The following is a 22,401-nucleotide window of genomic DNA, read 5'->3' as shown; positions in this document are numbered from 1 at the left end:
GGGCATGCACTGAAAGAGACATGATGAGCACGATTCACCTGATCCATCACAGTGATGAACTGGTCCAGGCGCTGAACGGCTATAAAAAGCTGCTCAGTTGGCCGCATGATTGGAAAGTGCCGCAAAAAACCGAAAAACCCTCGCTTGATCTGCAGGATTTTTTTCTGGTCTACAATAAGGACCCGGAAAAACTCGATGGTCTGCGCGCGGCCCAGCACCTGCGGAGCCACCCGGAAAGCTTTGCTGTCCCCATTCTCTTTTTAACGGACAAACTCTCGGACTATGCCCAACTTCTGCTGGAAGACCTGGATTTCGTCTGGGTCTGTGAGCAGCCATTTCATAGCCGCCGCTTCTTCGATATGCTGACCAAGGTCCAGACCCATATCGCAGCCAATGTCAGCTTTCTGAAGCAGATCAACGAGACCCATACGGCGCTTGCTGCGAACCAGTTCAGCCAAGCCAAGAAACTGCTCAATGTTCTGGCCGACCGTTTTCAAACGTCCTTGCGCTATCACATCTGGGTGGCCCAGGTGCACCTTGGCCTCAAGGAACTCGATCGGGCGCTGGATGCCGCGCTGGTGGCCCAAAAAATGCGACCCAAGTCGCTCGAAGTGGCCAACCTTCTGGCCTCGATTTATTTTAAAAAAGGCGACACGGAAAACTATAACCTGATCATGCAGCAAACCCTGCGTCTGGCGGAGATTCATCTGCAGAATCTTCTGCACTGGGGTGATGTTTATCTCGAGCAGGGCAATGTGGAACGATCCATCACAGCCTTCGAAGCCGCCCTGGAAAAGGAACCGGAGAACCAAAGAGCCAAGCAGGGAATCCTGGCGGCCAACCTCGTGGAAGGCCGCACCAATATCGCCGGCACGGCCGACATTGCCTCGACTCAGTCCATGGAAATCGCCCGGATGTTCAACCTCAAAGGCATCTCGATGGCCGAATCCGGACACTTCAGGACCGCGGAACGTCTGTATAACAACGCAATGAAGATCCTGCCTAACAAGGAAATCGCCTATAAACTGTGGCTGAATCTGGGTCTTTGCATGAAGAAAAAGGGCGACCTTCCAGCCGCCCTCACCTACTTTGAAAAATGTCAGGAGCTGGCTCCGGCCCACTATAAAAGGGCCGAAGCCCAGATCACCGCCTTGAAAGATGAGCTGAAGCAGGAAGAGAGCACCCGCGATTTCAGCCGGATCAAGGATCGCGTGATCCGCCAGGGCGATGTCCTCAACTATAAAAAAATCCAAAATCAAAAAGGGGCTTAAGATGCTGAACCATCCCCATAAGGTCGTTATTGTCGACGATGAAGAAGAAGTGCTTGAAGTCATCGCCGAGGTCGTCAAACGCCTCTTCGGTGATCGGGTGGATGTCGTGGCCTTTTCCTCATCCGAAGAAACCTGGGAATACGTGCAGCATAACGAAGTCCGCCTCGTGCTGTCCGACCTGCATCTGCCGCGCATCCACGGTCTGGACCTGGTGCGGCAGATCATAGGTCTCAACCGAGGCATTCAAGTCGTCGCCATCACCGGGGACCGTTCCTGCAGCGCGGCTTTTGAGTGCTTTATGAACGGCGTGCATGGCTACATCACCAAGCCGGCCACGATGCAGAAGATCCAGGACACGGTCGGCCAGTGCCTCAGTCATCTGGATTACTGGAAGCGCATTATTGAATCCATGCAGGAAATCTAAGGAGATCGGGCGTGGCCAAGACCATACTGATTCTGCGTCCATCCAAGGACATGGCTGCCGCAGCCATGACAGCGGTCGAACGCTTTCAAAAAGTCTCCGGGATGGAACTGACCGTGTATCGGCAGAACATCAACCAGGCTGCTGATGCCATCGAGAGTGGCAAGATCGATATCATCTTCACGGCCACCACCATGGAACGTTCGGAAGCCAATGTCTTTATCGGCTGTCTCGAACGGTCCAAAAGCTTCCCCTACATCATTGCCTCCCCTGATAATGCGGAAAAGCTTCTGGCCGCCGTCCCGGTCGACAAGCTCTGCAAAGCCAAGAACGATTTCAGCCTGGAATTCATCTTCGCCTGTCTACGGAACCTCCTCACACCGTCCAACTACAGGCTCGATGCGCGTTATTTTAAAAGCATCCTGACCAGCGTGATGGACGTTGTGTATCGCAACACGCAGCTGCGCCTGACACCATCTCAGGTCAGCGAAGTGAAGGCCGAGGAATCGACGGAAACCATCGCCGCTGTGATGACCTTTTACGGTGACGGAATCTATGGCTCGCTGACGGTTATGACTACCGACGCTGTGCTGAAAAAATTTGGTGAAACCATTCTCTTTCTGCCGCCCGACCAGGTGGACCGTGAACTGGGCATGGATCTGCTGGCCGAAATCACCAATCAAATCATGGGCGTCATGCGTTCGGAATTACGTGATTTCGGCTGGACGTTAAGGACCTCGCTGCAGTTGGTTCACAGCGGGGATCATTTTCTCAATAAGGATACGGCTCCCGGCGCCTCCTTCAAGCTGCCCTTTAAGCTCGATAATGAAAAATTCGATCTGGTCCTGCGCTATAGCACCTATCAGGTTTCGGTGCAGGAAATTGAAGTCAGCATGGACAATCGCATGGCTCACATCATGGATGTGCGGCTTTTGAATTTAGCCATGGAAGTCTGCCAGAGCACGCTCAGGTCCTCTTTCGGCGTCGATGCCCGAAAGCAGCAGATTCAGGCGGGCCAAACCAAATCGCATGCCACCGAAGCGGTTTATGTATTCCACGGCGGCGGCTGGCAAGGCGAATATACCATCGGCATTGAAATGGACTATGAAACAGCGCAATTGTTGGCCAAGCGGGTTAAAGCTGAGGATGACGAAAGCCTGGAAGATTCGGAAGGGCAGATTCGAGCGTTCAGTCGCATGATCCAAAAGATGGGGCAGGAATTCAATCGGCTGAGCAAGCAGTTTGGTTACAGCTTCGAGCAGGTTTACAGCGGTGCGGCTTTCTCAGATTCGGCTTTTTTCAGTCTGATTCGGAGTCCGGGCTATTTTGTGCAAATACCGCTGGTGATCGGCGCCAGCCGCATCCTTTTGAACTTCGGTCTGCGCAGTGATTACGCTCCCGCACTCTTCGACGCCTGGCCTCTGGTGTCGACCATGCCGGGTTTCACGCTGGAAACCTCGGCCTCCTGATCATTCCACGATGACAAAATCCCCGGGTTTCACAGGATAGTCGATCAAAAATTCCTTGATGCGGCCCGGGTAATACTGGGTCGAAGGCGACGCCACTTTAAAGAGTCCAACCTCACGAATCGACAGCCCTGTCGTGCGCGACGTCTCCGAATTGACCACGGGTTCAAACCGATACAGGGAATAGGTCTGGCCGTCGACCATCTCCATATCATCCGAACGGACAAAGGCCCAGTTGCCTCCGGTCACGAACGTGACCTGGGGATAGACCGCAGCCCCATCCACGCGGGGTTGATACTGATTGCGAATTTCCTCGATCACATTATCCATCAGCTTGCCGGCCTTGCCTAAGCGGGCTTGTTTGAAATGGTCCATGGCCTGAAAGATTTCACCCGATCGTTCATAGTGAACGCCAAGGTTATGATGGGCGATGATGTTCTTCTTATCCTTCAAAAGAACATTGGTCCATTTGGTGGCGGCCAGGCTCCAGCGGTTGTCTTCCGCCAGGTCCACCCCTTCATTGATTTGCTCACCATCCGGAGTGGGATTCTTTACATAGTAAAGCTTGCGTGTGACCTGATCCTTGGCCGGACACGCATAGAACATGATTTCGTCCATCACGGATCGCTGCACGAGTTCCGTGAATTTAGGCTTCTTCAGGGTGGGCTTGCGCGAGTAATTGAGCAGGGTCGAGGTATTGGAGACGATGCGATCATGAACGATCTTGCCCGCCACGCGGTTGTACATGACGAAGCGTACGATATACTGCATTTTCTCGGCGCGCACATAGGTATCACGCTTGCGGAGCGTCCACTTGGGAGCCACCTCGGGACGCTTGGGAAAACCCAGCGAGCCGACGGTTGGGACACCAAAGGACGGGTACCAATCGTTGGCAGCCTGGTCTGCCAGCACAAAAGCCTGGCTTTTTTCCAGCTGCGACGACTCCGAATTGTCCTCGATCTGTATACTCATGATGCCCTGGGACAATTGCGCCTGCTGCGAACGCTTGATCAGAGCATCAAAATAGTCCTTGGGATTGCTGCCGCTGACGCGCACGGGTTTATCCATAGCGGCTACTTCCGCGAACAGTGGACAGGCTTTCAGCCCTTTCATGACCTCTTCGCGCAGGACAGGATCCATCTTGCCATCAATGCCGACCGCAAGTTTGGTAAGTTCGGTATAGGCCTCGGCGGGCGAGATCATCTGTGGATACTGGACCTCCAAAAGATCCTTGCTACATGCTGTCAGTCCCAGGATGAAAGCTCCCAGAACCCAGGTTTTTGGCCTTATATGCGCGCCACGAAACTTCAGCATGCCAGTCTCTCCAACAAAAGATACGAGGGGACACCTTGATACTAGCAGCTTCATAAGGCTGGGAAAGAGGGCAGAGCTTGCCGTGCTGAAGCCAGGATAGGAAACCGCAGGGTTTTTGACTGCTTTTGAGCAAGGATCCAAAACTCCCCATTCAATAAATTTCCCCAGCGAGCCGACAACCTAGGCAGGAACCTAGCGGTTTTTCACAGGAGTTTGGAATTATTTTGGACGTCTTGCGAATTCACGGGATTCTCTTCATGCTTCTCGCCTTTCTGGGCGGCTGCATAGCGCCACATCACGCCCGGAATTTCCAGATGCAGAACGGTCGCCTGGATCTTAAGAACTGGGATGATAAAAACGGCTCGCAGCGCGTCGAGATGCGCGGTGATTGGCGCTTCATACCCGGTGACTTTGTTCCCGGATCCGATGTCGAACGCTGGACGCAGGCGCAAACTCTGAATCTGCCAGGCACGTGGGCCAATGCCTATCAAGGGGAAGGGATCGTGTCCCTGCGGGCGGATGTCGAGATCCGCGAATCCGATCAATGGGGCCTCTTTCTGAACGATGCACCCAGTGCCATTGAAGTTTGGGTGAATGGACAACGCCTGGGCGCATCCGGCCAGGTGGGGCGTGATAGCAGCACCACAATTCCATCGCGCAAGTCCCTGCATGTGCGGCTGCCCAAGGCTGACCGCTATGAAATCATAATTTACATGTCAAATTTTTTGCACGCGCGAGGCGGTGTCTACTATCCCGTGACGCTGGCGAAATATGAAGCCTTTGATTACAGCCAACGCCTGCGGCAAATCATGGAAGCCGGGTTTGCAGCTTCCATTCTGATGATTGGTCTTTACCACGGATTCCTCTACTTCATCCGTCGGGAGACGGTCACGATTGTCTTTGCCATCTGCTGTGGTGCCGTCGCGCAACGCCTGGCGAGTTCCAATACCCGCATCTTCGATTTGTTTTTGGATCCCAGCTGGGAAATTTCCTATCGTCTTGAATACGGCAGTCTCTATGTGATTGCGCCGCTTTTGGAAACCTTCATCGGGCTGCTCTTTCCGAAAGACTACCCGAAAAAACTCATCCCCTGGCGTGTGGGTTGGTACGCGGCCATCCTTTGCAGTCTCCTGTTTCCCATCTCCGTGGTGACCAACTTTCTGCGCATCGCTCATGTGGGCCATCTGTCGGCCGTGTTGGTGACAGCCTATACCCTGACCCTGGCCATGATGCGTCAGCGCGTGGGCATCCGCTGGATCAGTCTCGGCATGATCTGTATGATTGTCTTCTCATCCATAGATGTCATCAATTCCTATCAGGACCAGACAGGAACCTATACCCTGCACATGGGATTTCTGATCTTTATCCTGTTTCAGGCTGGAGCGATTGCCAAAAATTACGCGTCGATTCAATCGAGCCTGATGGAAGAGGAAGCCAAACGCAAGCACAGCTACCGGCAGCTGGGTAAGGTGTTCTATCCCCATCAACTGCTGATGATGGAAGGCGGCCGTAACCTGGAAGATACGATGCCGACGGGCCCAGGCAAGGGCTGTGTGCTATGTTTCGACATCATTGGCAGTTCCACGATCAAACATATCAACAAGACTCAGGTGATTAAAAAATTCTTCACGCACTGCTATGAAGTGATGATGGAGAATTATTCGACCTCCAACTTGAGCGCCAATGCCTACCGGATGAAAGAGATGGGGGATGGTTTCCTCTGCTCGATAGGCTATCCCTTTAAAGTGCCGGATGGAAGCAACGAGGCCGCCTTCGCCACGCGGATGGCGCTGCGATTCATTGCTATTTTTGATGAACACATCAAAACCATGGATTACCCCTTGCCGATTCACTGCGCGGTTGGCATCGCCGGCGGCGATCTGGAAGGCTTTTATCCGGAAAGCGGCACACGGGAATACGATCTCTATGGACGCGCGGTGATCCTGGCCACCCGCTATGAAGGGATGCGCAAGCATTTGTTCCAGGGTCAGCCGGATGCCTCGGTGCTGGTCATTCAGGAAGAGATCTACCTGAGCCTGCCCACGGATCTGCGCAAACGATTTATGGAATTTGACCTGACAAGGCACAACCTCAAAGTCCGCGACGATCCATCGGCGCGGGTGCTGTACTATGCGATGGTGAGTAAAGAGCAGGACATTCTGTATCCGCATACAGGGACTTGATCCGGGCTTTCCTGCATTGGCCGAAGGCGATTCTTCATGCTAGGATCGCGTCCCAGGTGCAGAAAGGAAACGCCTATGAAAAACACCCGCGTACGTCCCATCCAGGCTGCCGACAATACCGCCACGGCTGCTGTCATCCGTCAGGTGCTCACTGAGTTTGGTTTGAATCGGGAAGGCTTTGCCTTTGTCGATACGGAACTGGATAGCCTATTTGAAAATTATCAGGCGCCGCGTGCCGCCTATTTCGTGGCCGAAGTGGATGGCAAAATCGTCGGCGGAGCGGGCTTTGGTCCGCTCCTTGGCGGCGATGCATCGACGGCGGAACTGAAAAAGATGTACCTCCTGCCGGAAGCCCGGGGCCTTGGTTTCGGTCGGGCTCTCATGGATCAGCTGCTGCCTTTGGTCAAGACCGCCGGGTACACGCGTCTTTACCTGGAAACCATTCCCGAGATGAAAGATGCCATCCGGGTCTATGAGAAATATAATTTTAAGCGTCTCGATCGACCCATGGGCGACACCGGTCATCATGGTTGCCAGGCATTTTATGTGCGTTCGATGGTTTCGGCATAATTTTCGGGAATTCTGGTGCGACTCAGATAATGCGTCGAGCCCAGCTTCTTTTCCCATTCATGTTGCACGAGGACGCGCTCTTCCTTCGGTTTGTGCATGATGGTTTGGCATTCGCGGGAACAGCAGCCTTCGAAGGTCGTAGCGCAGCCTTCGCACTGAATAAACAGGCGATTGCAACCTTCGAAGCGACAGTTGACGTGGGTATCGCACTTGTTTTCACACTGATGGCAGTGGGCAATCACATCTTCGGTCACGCGTTCACCCATGCGCTGATCAAACACGAAATTTTTACCGACAAAGCGGGATGGCAAACCCTTCTCACTGATCTGACGCGCGTAATCAATAATCCCGCCGTGCAACTGATTCACATCGCGGAAGCCGCGGAAGCGAAAATAGGCACTGGCCTTTTCACAGCGGATACCACCTGTGCAGTACAGAAGGATTTTCTTATCCTCCTGGCCCTGCAATTTATCCAGCACTTCGGGCAAGGCGTCACGGAAGGTATTGGCTTCCGGCAGCAAAGCGCCCTGAAAATGTCCCACTTCGCATTCATAATGATTGCGCAGATCAACGACCAGCGTTCCGGGTTGATCCAGCGCCTCATGGAAAGCTTCGGCGTCGAGATGCCGACCCACATTGGTGACATCAAAGGCGCCATCCGGCAAGCCATCGGCCACCAGTTTTTTACGCACCTTGATTTTTAATTTGGCAAAGGCCTCGCCTTTTTCTTCCAGGGCAAACTTAAAAGGAATATCTGGAAAAACGGACCGCACGAGCTCGCAGAACGCGTCCTGATTTTCATCCGGGACCGTAACCTGGGCATTGATCCCTTCATGGGCCACATAAGTCCGCCCCTTCACGCCTAACGGTTCCCACGCCTCTCGCAGGATCTGCATCATGGCCGCAGGGTCCTCGATATTCACATAGCGATAAAAGGAAAGCGTGGTTTTTTCGGCGTTTAGCATGGTTTCCTCCAGACTGAAGCAAGGTCTTCGACCATGGGTCGATCTTTGTCAAGGGCTTAGATGGCGTAACAAGGTCCAAGTGACGGCATTTTAAACAACGCCAGGACTCTGGCAGGGTCCACTCATTATTTTATGCATAAAAATCAACATGTTAAATCTATGAAACGATGGAACTCGTCTTGCATTTATGGCGCAGATGAGGAGTCCAACATGTTGTTTCTGAGGCCGCGCACGTTCCTGTTGTTTCTGATCTTTTGCAGTTTGGCTTGTCGCCCGCTCAAAAAAAGCGTTTTACACGATATTTATTTGGAAGACAAATCCAGTGAAGCCAGTGGCAATTCGCGCCGTCATGCGGCAACTGCGGATGAAATTCTCTGGACAGTTCACGTCGCGGGATGCTCCGGCATTCTGCTCAATCCGCGCTATGTTCTGACCGCCGATCACTGCGGAACCAAAGCTGGCGATCGCTTGCGGACGGGCTGGTCGATCCTCACCCGAGGCACGCAGGATTTGGAAGTGACCGCCGTCGCAGAAAGTTCGGCAGCTCTTGATTATCGACTGCTCGAAGTGCGCTGGCTGACGCCGGTCCCGCAGTCCATACCCTACCCGCCTCGGGTGGCCACGAGCGCGGATGATATTTTTGCATCCATGGACGTCGATCAAGGTGATGAACTTTTCACGGTGGGATTTCCCGATGATCGCGGCAATGTTTGGGCCTCGACTTATGCTGAAGGTCAGGCCAAAGCCGTGAAGGGTCTTCAGTTATTTTTCAATGCCGGCGTGATCAATGGCAATTCGGGCGGCGGTGTTTTGAAAAAAGAAACCCACATGCTGGTGTCATTGGCCAACGGCGGACGCCATAGTTTGGGTCAGCCTGGTTGGGATCAGGCGAACAAGGAAGATCCCTTGACCTGGAATTATGGAACCGGTCTTTGGTCGATTCATACCCAATCGCCTTTGCTGCAGAAGCTTTTTCCAGCAGGCGTGAATGCTCTCTATAAAGAGACTCTGCAACCCAAGACGCAAATTTATCTGGCTTTAACCGGTGAAGGTACCGAGGCGCATCTGTGGATCGCCGCCTCGGCCCAGACCGATCGCCTGCTGATCTGTTCGGGCCTGATCAAGGACTGCCGCGCGGATCGAGCGGGGGTCATCAACCTGAAAAGCCAAAGCGTGCAACACGGCCGAGCTTTCTACCAGTCCCCGTCCACGCCCGATGCCATGCCTGACATGACTTTAGTGGCCCTTGATAAAAGTGGAACGCCGATCGGACAAAGACAGGTTCGGCTCGAGAAAGGACAAGGCTCATGAAATTTTTCATCCTCGTGCTCAGCCTCAGCTTCATGATGAGTTGCGGTAAAACCTGGCGTTCGAAACAGGACAAGCAGGACACCCCGACCAAACCCGCACCGGCTACCCTCGACCAGTGGTCGGGCCGCAGTGATTATATCGACACGCGCTGGCAAGTCAAAAACCCGCCCTGATCCTCTATTCCATTTTCCTGCCCCAACACAACGCCATTCGCGTTACGCCCCACCGTCTGCATTTTCTCCGGGAACTTTTTGGACGAGCCGTTCGCTTTAGGCTAGGATGTAGGCTCAAGCACCTGAAAGAGGATCTATGGAGATTGACAGTTCGCTCAATGCATTGTTTTGGTTGAAGGTCGCGATATCCGTTGGCTGCGGCTTTATCTTTGGGATTGAACGTCAACTTCGTGGCAAACCGGTCGGGATCCGAACCAGCTGCATGATATGTCTTGGCACCATGGCATTTATTCACTTGGGGCTTATGCAATCCAAACAAGATGCGGATCATATTCGCCTGCTCGGACAGATCGTAACAGGGGTTGGGTTTCTGGGAGGTGGCGTCATCTTCACCCAAGGTGGACTTGTCAATGGCGTGACCTCGGCCGCTGTCATTTGGCTTCTCACCGCCGTAGGTGCGGCAATAGGTTTCGGACATTTCGGAGTTCCCATCGCGCTGTCCTTTATCGGCGTCGGTATTCTTTGGGGAGTTCAGGTCCTGGAGCGTGGGTTTCGTGGCCTGCGCCGGGGTGTGCATTCGGTTCGCGTTCAAAAAGAAGATGTCAAATAAGGTTCCTATACATGACACAAACGTCCGGATCGAACACGCGCGTGCGCGTGGCGGCCATCAATTATCGCCAGGAGCGCCTGGCTTCCTGGTCTGCGTTTACAGAAAAAGTTGAAGAATGGACCCGCCTCGCGGCCGAATACCACTGCGACTTCGTCTGTTTTCCGGAATTTTTGAGTCTACAGCTTTTGACTCTGGAAACACCTCTGATCAAAGGCGCGGCCGCCATTGATCATCTGATGCGTTACACAGAACCCCTCCTCGCGCTTTTCAAGAGGCTGGCTCAGAATTACAAAATCAATATCATCGGTGGCAGTCATCTGCAGCGCGATGCCGATGGCACCTGCCATAACATTGCGCACGTCTTCACCCGTCAGGGCCAGCACTTTCAGCAAGGCAAAATCCATCCCACCCCGAGCGAGCGTGACGCTTGGAATGTTCACGGCACGTCGGACGTTGATGTTATCGCAACCGACTGTGGACCGGTGGCTGTCCTGATTTGTTATGACAGTGAATTTCCGGAACTCAGCCGGCGGGCTGTCGATCAAGGGGCCAAGATTATTTTTGTCCCGTTCTGCACCGATGATCGCCAGGGCTATCTGCGGGTTCGCTACTGTTCCCAAGCACGCGCCATTGAAAATCAATGCTACATGGTGCTGTCGGGCAACGTGGGGCTCCTGCCTGGTGTTTTCAATATGGGCATTCAGTATGGACAGAGCTGTATCCTGACCCCCTGCGATTTCGGATTCGCACGGGATGGTATCGCTTCGGAAGCCGAACCCAATACCGAAGGTCTGATCATGGCCGAGCTTCGCCTCGATGATCTGGATCGCGCCCGAACCGCAGGCACGGTCCGTAATCTTGCGGATCGACGCTTGGATCTTTATCAGGTTCAGTGGAAGGATACCAGGTCTTAAGCAGGGAGAGCGCAAGCGTATATGCATGGTTCATCGTTTCTCTTGGAACTTCTTATCCTGATTGGTTCCGCCACGCTGGTGGCGACTGTGTTCCATGCTCTCAAGCTACCGACCATCATAGGTTTCATCGTGGCCGGCGTTATCATCGGCCCCTTTGGGATCGGCTGGGTGAGTTCCGTACCCGGCGCCGAAACCCTGAGCGAAATCGGCATTATCTTTTTAATGTTTACGATTGGCCTCGAATTCTCGCTGAGCCAATTGAAAGATTTAAAGCGACATTTCCTTGGACTGGGGGGCTGTCAGGTCGTGATAACACTGACTTTGACCGCCGTGCTATGCCGCCTTTTTTTGGATCTGTCGTGGATGCAGGGCTTTTTCATCGGCTGCCTTGTGAGCCTGAGCTCCACCGCCATCATCATGAAACTTCTGCAGGACAGCCGTGAATCCGCCTCCCCGCATGGCAATGCGATTGTCGGCGTGCTGCTGTTTCAGGACCTTGCGGTCATCCCCATGATGATGCTGCTGTCGCTGGTTGGAGTCGCGGGCAAGATGGATTCGCCTTCGATCTGGAATTATCAACTCCTGCTGAAATTGATCGGCGCCGGCGTGTTTCTCTTTTTCGCAGGTCACTATCTGATACCGAAGGCTCTGCATCGAGTGGCCAAAACCTCCAGCCGTGAACTCTTTTTCTTCGCTGTGCTGCTGCTCTGCCTTGGCATTTCCTATCTCATGGAACAGGTTGGACTTTCGCTTTCGTTTGGAGCTTTTCTGGCTGGACTTCTGATTGCCGAGTCCCCCTACGGACGCCAGGCTATGAGCGATATCCTGCCGCTCAGGGATAACTTCCTCGGACTTTTTTTTGCTTCGGTGGGAATGCTGGTCGATATCCAATTTGTGGCCGTGCACCTCGGCACGATCCTATCCTGGGTGCTCGCCCTCGCCCTCATTAAGATTGGGCTCGTTTATCTGATGGCCCGCTTCTGGCGTTATCCCCACAGTGTCGCTCTGATTGTTGCATTAAGCATCTTTCAGATTGGTGAATTCAGCTTTGTCCTGGCCAAGATGGGGCACGGCTATGGACTTATGGATGATCAGGGCCTCCAGTATTTTTTTGCGGTCACGGTTTGCACCTTGATTTTAAGTCCTTTCCTGTTCAAGTGGGCTCCAAAGTGGGCCCTGTCACGATCAGGGCGTGGCGCGCGGGATGACCAGGAACAGGACCCATCGGCCAGCACGGGCGTCGGCAGTGGTCACGCGATTATCGTCGGCTTCGGTGTCGCCGGACAGAATTTAGGCCGTGCGTTCAAGGCGCTGGGCATCCCTTACAAGGTGATTGATCAGAACTATAATAACGTGCTGCTTCAGAAGAAAAACGGCGAGGACATGCTTTACGGGGATGCTTCGCGGGTGGAAATTCTGGAGCATGCCGGCATTCATGAGGCGCGGCTTCTGATTGTGGCGGTATCCGGTGCTGCCATGACCAAAGCGGTGCTCGATGCCGCGCATAGGATCCGCCGCGATATGCCGGTCATCGCGCGCGTCCTCTATTCCCGTGATGTGGGTCTCATGGACACCAGTCCGCAAACCACCCTGGTGGTGGCGGAAAATGAAACCACGATTGAACTTCTGGCTCGATCGTTGATCACATTCGGGGTGGCAGAAGAGGAAATTTATAACTTCATGGCCGAAGCCCGACGCAGCATGCACAACACCCACTCGGGGCTGTCGGACTTTTTGCGGACCTCACTGGATCACTCCACCTGGCAGATGTTCAGCACCCTTCACTCGGTTCAATTGAAAGCGGAATCCTATGCCGTCGGCCGATCCCTTCATGATTTAATGCTGCGCACCCATACCGGGGCCACCGTGGTGACCGTTTATCGTGAAAAGGAAGGTTCGATGATGCCGCAGGCCGGCATGCATCTCGCGGCCGGCGATATTCTGCATATGGCAGGCGATCGCGAAAGCCTGCTCAAGGCCAGTCATCTCCTGCTCAAGGGAGAGGATCCAATCGAAAGTTCGCATGGCGCCAGCGCAGTTCCAGTATAATTGCAGAACCCTCCTGCCGTCTGGTCGCCGATGCCTGCAAGGATTCCATAAGCTCATGCAGCAAAGAGAGGCGCATGGCTTCCTCCAACTCTTCCTGCGGCACCCTTGGTGAATCGACAGGCGGGGATGCCTCGTAATGAATCCAGAGGCGCGTGACCTCGGGATCTATGAAGATGTATAAAGACAGCGCCGTCTTCGGACGCGGTGCCCGATGACCAAACGCTTCCTTAAGTCCCGTGATGACCAGCATGGTCAGTCGCCCCAGAGGACCTATGATCACACCATCCTGCGGCTCCACCCGGGTCGATAAATTCCAGCCCGCCTCGGCAGCGCGACGAAAGCAGATGTTATGGATATGGTCCATCCAGACCCGACCCTCGATGGTTTGGATATCCTCAGCAATCTTCGGCCTCGACAACAGGGCAAACGATTGCGAGACCCCAATGATGCGATCCACAGACGCTTGCATTTGGATCAGGATCGCCCCATTATGCCCATCGTTCTGCAGCTCACTCAGGCGCTGCCCTAAACTCCTGAGCGGTTCTCCAATCAGGATGGCAGCACTATCCGCAAGCTCATTCAGCTCGCGCATACGAGCGGAAAGCAGGTGCCAGTCTTTTTCCGCTACCAATTGACTATAGGTCGAATCCATCAGAGCAATGAAAACGATCGAAAGAAACAGGGTCGTGAGACAAACCAGGAGCAGAGTGGATTGGAGCCGCGCCACATACTGGGGAAAACTTTGGGTGAACGCAAGTTGCAGCCCAAAGCTCTGCAGATACTGCATGAGCATGACGTGACAGCCAAGCAAAACCAGAGCGATGACAACCGCCGTTCGCGGCCTCGTGACCAAAAAAAGGCTGGCAATCATGACCGGAAACCAATGCAAGGCAGGGACGAGAATACTGCGACCGCTCGTTCCAGCAAGACCTGCAATCACGACGAACAGCAACAGGATATAACCAACACCAATGATCTGGGGACGCGGCACAAGTTTCAGTACAATCATACCGAGCAGCCCAATCGCCAACACGACAAAGCCCGTAAAGAGTACCGGTGCTTCTACCCGCTCCGCCAGCTGCTGCATGACGTTGGCTGCCATTGCAATCAGACCGAGTGTACAAATCAAGGCCGTGGCACGCGCGCGAAATCGCTGTGAGGTGGACCATTGGTAGGTGATGCGCGGCAAGGCGAGATCCAAAAGTCCCACGCCCCGGCGCATCAGCCAATAGACCCAGCGCCGGCGCCGACGCTCACCCTTGACCGCTCCTTCATGATTCGAGTTCCATCGGGAATTTCCAAACTGCGGCGCACGATCCTGATCGGATTGCAGGGAAGCATAGCTGCGCGGCCTTTCCAGCTCAGACCAATCCGCGGCGCTGTTCAAATCCTCAACCACGTGCCATAGACGATCGAGTGCATCACTCATACGGTCCATCAAGCCATGCTGCATGGATTTTTCCAGCCGCTTCGTGTGGAGTAATCTTTGATAATGCACCAGCGCTGTATGCACAATGGCCAAAGGATTATTGACTTCATGAGCCAGGTTGCCAAGCATCTCGCCGATCATGGTTTTATGGGCGATCTGCGCACGCAGGACGTGCTGACTTTCCAATTCCGCTTCCATGCGATCGTTGGAAAGCCCCAGCGTCAGCATCATGACTGTGATCGCCAACGCCGACAGGATTTGATTTTCCAGGATGTGATAAAAGACTTCACGAAACCCGCCATAGATTCCAAAACTGTGCCCGTAGATACCGTTGGCCTGCAAAACGCCAATGGCGACCAATCCCGTGACGATAGTCATCATCAGGCCCAGGCGGCGTCCGGCCATCAAACTCACAAACAGAATGAGCCAGGGGACCCAATAAAAAAAACCTATATGAATCGTTTGCAGAGCATGGATGTGCATGACGGCGAGTGGAAGGGCGAGCAGACCAAAAATCACGGCAGATGAACGAAGCTGTCCGGTCCAGCGCACATACAGAAGCACGGCCACCGGAATCAACGCCATCAAACATGCACTCAATTTGCCGGACCATGGCATCGGCAAACGCAAACTTTGGAGCGCAAAGATAAGAGATGAGATGGAAAACCACAGCATGGACATGACCAGAATGCCCAGTCGATAACGTTCACCTCGGCTCCCCTGCTGGACTTTGGCCGGCAGAAAGACGTCCAGCCATCCCATTGATTGCCGCTGCTTTTCAGCTTCCATGCGATGCAAGGTCAGGCTCCTTGTCAATATGACGAGAATGGTCAAACCCATGTAATATAAGCTGACAGCTGTACCTTAGCCCGGGGTTTTGCTAATTGTATCAACCTGCATTATCCAGGGCTATTGGAGTGTTCCCATGTATCCAGCAACCGCTCATGAACGTCCTCTGCTTCCCCGTGTGTTGGTCTTTGGTCGGGCCATCCTGATCAGTTTTCTGCTCATCGTGCCGCTGCTGGTCATCAATGGTCTACAAATGCTCTCATTGATTGTAAAACCCTTTTCCAAACCGCTGTTTCGCACCATCAACCGCCGCCTCGCCCACACCTACTGGACCCTTTTGGTTTGGCTGCTGGACAAAGTGTACCGCGTTCGCTTTGAATGGCACAGCGAGGAGCTGCCTCTGCGGGAAGACGCTATTCTCATTGCGAACCATCAAACAGCCGTGGACGTTATGCCGCTCTTTGCTTTGGCGGAACGCTGCGGGCGCATAGGTGATATGAAGTTTTTCGTCAAAGAGGTCTTTAAATATATTCCAGGTCCTGGCTGGGGCATGATTTTTTTGGACTGCATCTTCCTCAAGCGACGCTGGATGGCAGATCGACGTCGCATTAAGGCCACGTTTGAACGCTTCCGTGCCGAAAAAATTCCCCTCTGGTTGAATATTTTTCCCGAAGGGACGCGCTATACACCGAAAAAAATGCTGGAGGCACAAAACACGGCCAGGCATTATCAACTCCCACTGTGCGAACACGTGCTGATTCCCTATGCCAAGGCCTTTGAAACCAGCATTCTGGGTCTGCAGGATCGGGTCCAGGCGGTGTATGACATCACAATTGGCTACCCGCAGGGCATTCCCACTCTTTGGCAGCTTCTTTGCGGTGAGGTGCGACTGATCGAAGTGCATGTCGCGCGATTTTCGCTCGACCAACTGCCGCGCGAAGCCCCCGCAATTGAAGCCTGGTTGAACGAGAGATTCTGGGCCAAGGAGCAGCATCTCCTGCGCCTGCAGAAGGAAGGAACATTCAGGATGCCGAAGAAATCGTTGACGACAGCCCTGCCGATTTGCGCAGATACAGGGTGGACGGCAGGCTGATCACGAGCGAGAAGGGACAGTGGTCGAGGCGAAATTGGGAATTTTCGATGACGATCCGAATCGAACCGCCCGCTTCTTCCACGAAACTCTTGACGGCATCCATGCCGATGCCACGTCCCGAGACTTCCGTCAGGGTATCAGCCGTGCTCAGGCCCGGATAGAATATGAGTTCCGCCAGCTGCTCCATATGCGTCGCATGGGAGGCGGAGAGGATACCAAGCTCCAACGCGCGCCGTTCCAATTTGATCAAGGATAGGCCACGTCCATCGTCCGTGATGGTCACCTGCAGTCGATTGCGAACTTCGGCAAATATAAAGGTGAGCGTTCCCTGCGGCCTCTTGCCATATTTCAGTCGTTCTTCTGGCGTCTCAATCCCATGATCCATGGCATTCCGAATGATATGAATCAAGACTTTGCGCAGAAGCTGTTGCCCCTGAAAGCTGATACCGCAGTTCACACCACTGATGATAATTTCCGGCGGCGCCTTGCCCAGATCCCTGGCAATCTTGTCCGTCGGCGCGACGATTTCCCGCAAAATCACATGACCATCCTGAAAGGCGAGTTCTTCAAACGTGACCAGGGCTTCAACCAGCGCTTCGTTGAAGCCCGTGCCCATGGCATCACTTTCCATGCGTTTCAGCATTTGCGTATGCTGGACCAGGAACTCACGATCCACAGGGACCATGGATGTCTTTTCCGTAACACGGCCGAGCTTCTGTTCATTCACGCGTTTATAGTACTCAATCATGTCCTGGGTCTGGCTGATAGCGAGGCTCAGCTCATTTTGATCCCAGCCCTGCTCAGGATCTTTCAAAAGACCAGCATAGGACTGCTCCACCTCATGCAGCCAATTGGCGAGTTTGCCAAAGCCGAGCGTACGAGCCGCCCCTTTGATGGTATGTATATTGACAAAGAGAATCTTCAATATTTCAAAGTTACGATTGCGATTCAGATTCACGAGGCGCAGGTTTTCATCAAGCATGCGTACACTGGTTTCATAGAAGACTGAGAACTTCTCGGTCGACACATCGACGAGTTCCTGAATATAGGACAATTCGAGTTTCTGCTCCTCAGCCGCGGCCTCAAAGCGTCGCATATCCGTCACATCATGACAGGTGATGAGAATCCTGGTGATGATGCCGGCCTTGTCGATGACAGGATTCCAGGTCATCTGCAGAATCCTGGAGCCCTGCGGCTGCAGCAAACGAATCTCGACCGGCAGCTGAGCACAGTTCAATTCAAACGCCAGGGCTTCCTCACCCAGACAGCTGCTCAAAGTCGCCTGAATCCGCTCCCGATCATCCGCGGTCAAGGAGCTGCGGGATAACAGGACCTGATCCAGTGTTCGACCGGCAATCTCGTCAAGCGCCAGGACTTCCTGCAAATGCCTTGAAAAGCCAGGGTCAATCACACCAGGAGCCACAAGCTTCATAACTCCCTGCGGAATATGATCCAGCATCGATCGAATATCGAGGGTCTGCAGATCCACTTCTTCCGCCAGATTTCGACTCAGACGATCCGCAGTCCGAAAGGCGCTGGAAAAAAGTTTAGCAATCACCTGGCCCTGGCTAAAGACCAAAGCCACCATACCATATGGCATCATAAAGATCGGTGTTCGCAGATGTCCCATGGCAATCAGGACATCGTGCCAGCCACCCACCGCGACCGAGAGCAGACCCAAAAATGCCAACAGCGAACCTTCACGACGCCGGCGCATCGAAAGGATGACCATGCCCAGCACCAGCATGGAGATGACCAGCGAGTGCAGAAGAAAGAGGGGCAGTAGGCGCGGATAGAAGGTGGCATCCGTCACCCCGATAAGTCCTGTCAGGAGCAGCACCGGTATATGATTCCACTTCAGGGCCCAGGCCCATGATTTAAAACCAAACGTATGAACGACAAACACGAGCAGGCAACTCGCCGAAAGCATCGTGGTGGCAAATTCCACCTTCCGAATCGCTTCGAACAGATCGACAGTCGAAACGGGAAAAAGAAAGGCCGTCAAGAGGCCGCTGGTGGTGGCAAAGCGCAGCATAATCAGCCCGCAAAATCCTGCCAGCCAGAGACTGCTGATATCCTCACGCCTGTGGACGTAAAGACTAAAATTATAAAGCGTCATGATCAGCAGCATACCCATGATGATGCCTTCGCTCAGCTGCACCCAATCGCGTTCCCGCTCCATAATTTGAATCGGCCCCATGGTCGGCGTGATCCACAGGTTAGGGTTCACATAGAAAAAACCAGACAAATGCACGACCAGATAGTAGGGTCCGGGCCCTTGCGGCGCCTTGAGGCGTCCCAGTTGTTCAATGATTTGCGGAATGGATTCCTGCGGTCGGGGACCAGGCAAACCAGCCTTGGCCACTGTTTGCGTGTTGTCAGGATGAGCTGGATCGATAAGCAAAACTCTATAAGCCGTATCACCCCGTAGACGCAGGCCCAGTTCCGGAGTCCATTTGGGGACGTTGCGCAGCTCCAAAACAAAACTGCCCCAGATACCATCAGGCAAAGGCTGACCATCAGGCCCCGGCACGCCGGCCAGAGGCCCAGGAATCGGAACCATGGCATGGGGTTTATCCGTCGGCCAACCAGCTGCAAAATCCGCTGTGCCCAGAAAAACCTTGGGATAGAAGCGCCAGGGGCCGTGCAGTTCAATTTTACTTTTGGGGCCGAGCTTTTCATGGGCGAGATCAAGCCGGCCGTCGTTCACGACAGCCGCCAAGGCTACCGTGCTCGCCAGCAGCCAACCTAATAATAAAGCCCAACGAAGCATGTCAACTCCAGGATTCTCCACTCTGCCCATCGGTTAAACAGCTGAAATATTTATCACCAAGGTTTGGACATAAAAGTAAGGAATCCGCAAAACCTGATACATATTCAGCGCCTCACTCTAAGGCTGCTACGGCTTTCGCCCTGGGCTCTCAAGAGTAAAATTCATGTTCCGAAGGGCTCAGGGACGTCCTATGTCACAAGAAAACGGAATAACATGCCAGTCGCTAGCTTCATCATAAAAATCATAACGGCTGCGATGCTGATAGCGAAGGCCCTGCCAGCACTTTCCGAGCCCCAAATTGTGACGCTACCGGAAGCGGGCAACCCGACTCAAATCTCGCTGTCCCACGCCTTTCAAATCCTTGTCGATCCCAACAAGGAACTGACCGCGAACGAAGTGGTACAGCCTCAGTTTGAAAGCCGATTCCAACCCATGGCCGGCGATGATGTCTATCAAATCGCGCGCGGACACTTCTGGTTGCGTGTCACGTTTCACAACCCGAGTTCCCAAACGGAACTCTACCGACTCGTCAGTCATTTCTCGTATAGTGATCGCATCGTCCTTTATCAGTGGCATGATGGACAGCTGACGACCCAGGCTCAACGCGGTGATCTGGTGTCCGCCCAGCCCGATGCGAATGATTATCGTCTGCCGAATTTTCGTCTGCAGCTGCCGCCCGGGCCGTCCACGTTCTACCTGCTGTTCGAGACCCTGGGTCCGGTCAACATGAAGTTTTCCGTGATGACGGACGAGACCTTTACCAGCGGCAGCCGTTCGGATTTTATGCTGGTGGGTCTGCTCTTTGGATTTATTGCTGTGATGATTGGCTATAATATCTTCCTTGCCATTCGACTCAGCAGCCCATCCTATTTTCTCTATGTCGGCTATATCGCCTGCTTTGCCGTCGTGCAACTTCTGTTCACGGGTACCGCCCAGTATCTGATGCCGGCATCCTGGTTCACAACGCTTGCCCTCAATCAGGGCATCGTCGTATCCGCCGAGCTCACGGCCATCTTTGGTTCGCTCTTCGCTCTATCCTTTTTGAATATCAAAGACAACTCGCCACTCCTTCATAAAGCCATCCTGGGCTTCTTTCCTCTGTCGGTGCTGGATATAGCTCTGGCCTTCTTGAACTTCGACTTCGCCATCTCGTTTGTCCTGATCACCAACACCTACATCTCGGTCTTCCTGCTTCTGGCCGGTATTCAAGGCTGCAGACGTCGCTATCGTCCGGCTTATTTTTATCTGGCGGCCTGGAGCTTTCTGATCGTCGGCAGTCTCATTACGATGGCCCGCATTTACGGAATTCTGCCAGACAATGCTTTTACCACGTGGAGTCAGTTCATAGGCGGGGCCATTGAAGTGGTTCTGCTGTCGCTCGCCATGGGTGATAAAATGAGCCTGATTCAGGAACAGGCCCACCAGGACATCAGCAAACTGGCTGCTGATCTGAATGCTGCCAATGCCTCCCTCAAGGACCATATTGAAAACGTCGAAGCCATCATTGAAGAAAAAACGCGCGATATTAAATCCATGCTCGCTAATATCCCCCAGGGGATCTTTATGATCTCGGCCAAGGATGCGCTGGTCATGCCGGATTACTCGATCCACCTCAGCAGCATTCTCGGCACCAAAACCATCGCAGGCCGTGGGGTCCGTGACATTCTTCTGTCGCGCAGTGATCTGTCATCGGATCAAATCAATCAGACCGAAACAGTCCTCATGAGTGCCCTGGGCGACAGCTCTTTGAATTTTGAAGTGAATCAGGACCTTTTGATCAAGGAACTGCTGCTGACGCTGCCCCAGGGCTCGAAAATTCTTGAACTCGAATGGAATCCGATCTGTGCTGGTGACATTGTGGAGAAGATTCTGGTCACCCTCCGGGATGTCACGCAGATTCGCGAGCTGGAGCGCCAGCGGGAAGACCAGCAACGCGAGCTGGAAGCTATCGGCAAGGTCCTGAAGGTGCCCGGCGATAAATTCAATAACTTCCTGGGGACCTGCGAGGACTTCATGGGATCCTGCACCAAGACCATGGATACGGAACTGACCCTCAATCTGAAATCCATCAATCGGGTCTTTATGAATGTTCATACCATGAAAGGTATGGCCCGCACCTTTCACCTGAATGATCTGGCCAACGCCTTTCATGAATTCGAAAGCACGCTCGAACCCTTCCGCAATCGCGAAGGGGCGACGTTGGAATCCCATGCCCTGCGGCGTTATCTGCTGGCCGCCGAGGAACGGATTCAATTCTATCGCCAGATCAATGTCGATAAACTGGGACGCAAACCCTCGGGAAAATCGGATCAGGATCAGCATGCCTGGATTCGCGCCAAGGTTCAAAAATTACGCAGTCTGGATGCGAGGCGGATGAAAGCGGAGGAGCGCGATCTCCTGCTTCAGGTGATTGATGGACTTGAACAGCGTTATGCGATCAACCTGGAAAAATCCCTGGACTCCATCCTGCGCTCCCTGCCAGACACCGCCAACGTTTTGGGCAAGGCCGCGCCGCAGGTTCTGTTTGAGCATGATGACGTCCTGCTCAGCAGTGAAGGCCAAATGCTGGTCGAACGGATCTTTATCCACCTCCTCAACAATGCGATCGATCATGGCATTGAATCGATCGAGGAACGTAAAAAGCTCGGCAAGCCGCGCCGTGGCGAGATTCGTATTCGAACCTGGCTGGAACAGGACGAAATGCTGATCACCATCCAGGATGATGGTCAGGGTTTGAATCTGCGCAGGATTTTCCAAAAAGCCATGGAGCAGGGGCTCTTTAAAGCGAAAGAGCCAACCGTGATGGAGCTGGTCGACCTTATTTTTGAACCTGGCTTTAGCACCAAAGAGGAAGCCACCCTGACCTCGGGACGCGGTGTCGGGATGGATGCTGTTCGTACCTATCTCATCAACAACAACAGCAGCATTGAAATCCAATTGCTCGATCCCAATCGCCCACGCGGCAACCTCGAACCCGCGGCCTTCCGCTATCTGATTAGAATGGACCAACATCTCTTTATCACACCGCACACGCATCGCATCCAGGATGTGGCCTAGGCCAAGTCCTGGA

At 53.6% G+C, this 22,401-nt stretch carries 16 protein-coding genes; 12 read left to right on the top strand and 4 right to left on the bottom strand.

Features of this window, described 5'->3' with window-relative positions:
- Window positions 1–20: 20 nt before the first annotated feature.
- From VE954_RS37110 to VE954_RS37100, 3 genes are read left to right on the top strand one after another with little or no spacing between them, the layout of a single operon-like run.
- Window positions 21–1,271: a tetratricopeptide repeat protein gene (locus VE954_RS37110; RefSeq protein WP_324962669.1), complete on the top strand. Its 1,251-nt coding sequence runs from the start codon at window positions 21–23 to the stop codon at window positions 1,269–1,271.
- Between the two features lies 1 nt (window position 1,272).
- Window positions 1,273–1,695, top strand: coding sequence for a response regulator (locus VE954_RS37105; RefSeq protein WP_324962667.1), 423 nt, complete (start codon window positions 1,273–1,275; stop codon window positions 1,693–1,695).
- An 11-nt stretch (window positions 1,696–1,706) separates the two neighbouring features.
- Window positions 1,707–3,161 (top strand): hypothetical protein, encoded by a 1,455-nt coding sequence (locus VE954_RS37100; RefSeq protein ID WP_324962665.1) that lies wholly within the window; start codon window positions 1,707–1,709, stop codon window positions 3,159–3,161.
- On the opposite strand, the gene VE954_RS37095 is transcribed toward VE954_RS37100, so the two are convergent.
- Window positions 3,162–4,472 (bottom strand): hypothetical protein, encoded by a 1,311-nt coding sequence (locus VE954_RS37095; protein WP_324962664.1) that lies wholly within the window; start codon window positions 4,470–4,472, stop codon window positions 3,162–3,164.
- A gap of 257 nt (window positions 4,473–4,729) precedes the next feature.
- On the opposite strand from VE954_RS37095, the gene VE954_RS37090 reads away from it, so the two are divergent.
- Both VE954_RS37090 and VE954_RS37085 read left to right on the top strand, forming a co-directional pair.
- Complete coding sequence (locus tag VE954_RS37090; RefSeq protein ID WP_324962662.1) at window positions 4,730–6,655, top strand: 7TM diverse intracellular signaling domain-containing protein; 1,926 nt, start codon at window positions 4,730–4,732, stop codon at window positions 6,653–6,655.
- A gap of 75 nt (window positions 6,656–6,730) precedes the next feature.
- The gene (locus VE954_RS37085; protein WP_324962660.1) at window positions 6,731–7,225 is read left to right on the top strand and encodes a GNAT family N-acetyltransferase; all 495 of its coding nucleotides are present in this window, start codon (window positions 6,731–6,733) and stop codon (window positions 7,223–7,225) included.
- Here the strand turns inward: VE954_RS37085 and VE954_RS37080 are convergent.
- Window positions 7,198–8,190 carry a rhodanese-related sulfurtransferase gene (locus tag VE954_RS37080; RefSeq protein WP_324962658.1) on the bottom strand — a complete coding sequence of 331 codons (993 nt, stop codon included), beginning with the start codon at window positions 8,188–8,190 and terminating at the stop codon, window positions 7,198–7,200. The genes VE954_RS37085 and VE954_RS37080 overlap by 28 nt on opposite strands.
- A gap of 210 nt (window positions 8,191–8,400) precedes the next feature.
- On the opposite strand from VE954_RS37080, the gene VE954_RS37075 reads away from it, so the two are divergent.
- The 5 genes from VE954_RS37075 to VE954_RS37055 all read left to right on the top strand — a co-directional run bounded on the left by VE954_RS37075 (window position 8,401) and on the right by VE954_RS37055 (window position 13,247).
- The gene (locus VE954_RS37075; RefSeq protein WP_324962656.1) at window positions 8,401–9,501 is read left to right on the top strand and encodes a serine protease; all 1,101 of its coding nucleotides are present in this window, start codon (window positions 8,401–8,403) and stop codon (window positions 9,499–9,501) included.
- Window positions 9,498–9,674, top strand: coding sequence for a hypothetical protein (locus tag VE954_RS37070; RefSeq protein WP_324962654.1), 177 nt, complete (start codon window positions 9,498–9,500; stop codon window positions 9,672–9,674). Before VE954_RS37075 ends, VE954_RS37070 begins: the two co-directional genes overlap by 4 nt.
- A 136-nt stretch (window positions 9,675–9,810) precedes the next feature.
- Complete coding sequence (locus VE954_RS37065; RefSeq protein ID WP_324962652.1) at window positions 9,811–10,284, top strand: MgtC/SapB family protein; 474 nt, start codon at window positions 9,811–9,813, stop codon at window positions 10,282–10,284.
- 11 nt (window positions 10,285–10,295) lie between these two features.
- Window positions 10,296–11,198, top strand: coding sequence for a carbon-nitrogen hydrolase family protein (locus VE954_RS37060; protein ID WP_324962651.1), 903 nt, complete (start codon window positions 10,296–10,298; stop codon window positions 11,196–11,198).
- A gap of 21 nt (window positions 11,199–11,219) precedes the next feature.
- On the top strand, window positions 11,220–13,247 hold the full coding sequence (locus tag VE954_RS37055) for a cation:proton antiporter (protein WP_324962649.1): 2,028 nt from the start codon (window positions 11,220–11,222) through the stop codon (window positions 13,245–13,247).
- Here VE954_RS37055 and VE954_RS37050 read toward each other — a convergent pair.
- On the bottom strand, window positions 13,192–15,474 hold the full coding sequence (locus tag VE954_RS37050; protein ID WP_324962647.1) for a hypothetical protein: 2,283 nt from the start codon (window positions 15,472–15,474) through the stop codon (window positions 13,192–13,194). The two genes, VE954_RS37055 and VE954_RS37050, sit on opposite strands and share 56 nt — an antisense overlap.
- 127 nt (window positions 15,475–15,601) lie before the next feature.
- Between VE954_RS37050 and VE954_RS37045 the strand changes: the two genes are divergently transcribed.
- Complete coding sequence (locus tag VE954_RS37045) at window positions 15,602–16,558, top strand: lysophospholipid acyltransferase family protein (RefSeq protein WP_324962645.1); 957 nt, start codon at window positions 15,602–15,604, stop codon at window positions 16,556–16,558.
- Here VE954_RS37045 and VE954_RS37040 read toward each other — a convergent pair.
- The gene (locus VE954_RS37040) at window positions 16,488–19,331 is read right to left on the bottom strand and encodes a 7TM diverse intracellular signaling domain-containing protein (protein WP_324962643.1); all 2,844 of its coding nucleotides are present in this window, start codon (window positions 19,329–19,331) and stop codon (window positions 16,488–16,490) included. The genes VE954_RS37045 and VE954_RS37040 overlap by 71 nt on opposite strands.
- Window positions 19,332–19,544: 213 nt before the next feature.
- Here VE954_RS37040 and VE954_RS37035 point away from each other — a divergent pair, with 213 nt between their 5' ends.
- Complete coding sequence (locus VE954_RS37035) at window positions 19,545–22,388, top strand: 7TM diverse intracellular signaling domain-containing protein (protein WP_324962641.1); 2,844 nt, start codon at window positions 19,545–19,547, stop codon at window positions 22,386–22,388.
- Window positions 22,389–22,401: the final 13 nt, after the last annotated feature.

Origin of the sequence: Oligoflexus sp. (assembly GCF_035638955.1) — a bacterium.
Classification (GTDB): domain Bacteria; phylum Bdellovibrionota_B; class Oligoflexia; order Oligoflexales; family Oligoflexaceae; genus Oligoflexus.
This window is presented reverse-complemented; position numbering and strand designations above follow the sequence as displayed.

Excerpts from the sequence above, each read along its gene's own strand:
- VE954_RS37070 (WP_324962654.1), top strand. The coding sequence starts at position 9,498 with ATGAAATTTTTCATCCTCGTGCTCAGCCTCAGCTTCATGATGAGTTGC.
- VE954_RS37075 (WP_324962656.1), top strand. The coding sequence starts at position 8,401 with ATGTTGTTTCTGAGGCCGCGCACGTTCCTGTTGTTTCTGATCTTTTGC.
- VE954_RS37055 (WP_324962649.1), top strand. The coding sequence starts at position 11,220 with ATGCATGGTTCATCGTTTCTCTTGGAACTTCTTATCCTGATTGGTTCC.
- VE954_RS37045 (WP_324962645.1), top strand. The coding sequence starts at position 15,602 with ATGTATCCAGCAACCGCTCATGAACGTCCTCTGCTTCCCCGTGTGTTG.
- VE954_RS37040 (WP_324962643.1), bottom strand. The coding sequence starts at position 19,331 with ATGCTTCGTTGGGCTTTATTATTAGGTTGGCTGCTGGCGAGCACGGTA.
- VE954_RS37105 (WP_324962667.1), top strand. The coding sequence starts at position 1,273 with ATGCTGAACCATCCCCATAAGGTCGTTATTGTCGACGATGAAGAAGAA.
- VE954_RS37060 (WP_324962651.1), top strand. The coding sequence starts at position 10,296 with ATGACACAAACGTCCGGATCGAACACGCGCGTGCGCGTGGCGGCCATC.
- VE954_RS37095 (WP_324962664.1), bottom strand. The coding sequence starts at position 4,472 with ATGCTGAAGTTTCGTGGCGCGCATATAAGGCCAAAAACCTGGGTTCTG.
- VE954_RS37080 (WP_324962658.1), bottom strand. The coding sequence starts at position 8,190 with ATGCTAAACGCCGAAAAAACCACGCTTTCCTTTTATCGCTATGTGAAT.
- VE954_RS37035 (WP_324962641.1), top strand. The coding sequence starts at position 19,545 with ATGCCAGTCGCTAGCTTCATCATAAAAATCATAACGGCTGCGATGCTG.
- VE954_RS37065 (WP_324962652.1), top strand. The coding sequence starts at position 9,811 with ATGGAGATTGACAGTTCGCTCAATGCATTGTTTTGGTTGAAGGTCGCG.
- VE954_RS37110 (WP_324962669.1), top strand. The coding sequence starts at position 21 with ATGATGAGCACGATTCACCTGATCCATCACAGTGATGAACTGGTCCAG.
- VE954_RS37085 (WP_324962660.1), top strand. The coding sequence starts at position 6,731 with ATGAAAAACACCCGCGTACGTCCCATCCAGGCTGCCGACAATACCGCC.
- VE954_RS37090 (WP_324962662.1), top strand. The coding sequence starts at position 4,730 with ATGCTTCTCGCCTTTCTGGGCGGCTGCATAGCGCCACATCACGCCCGG.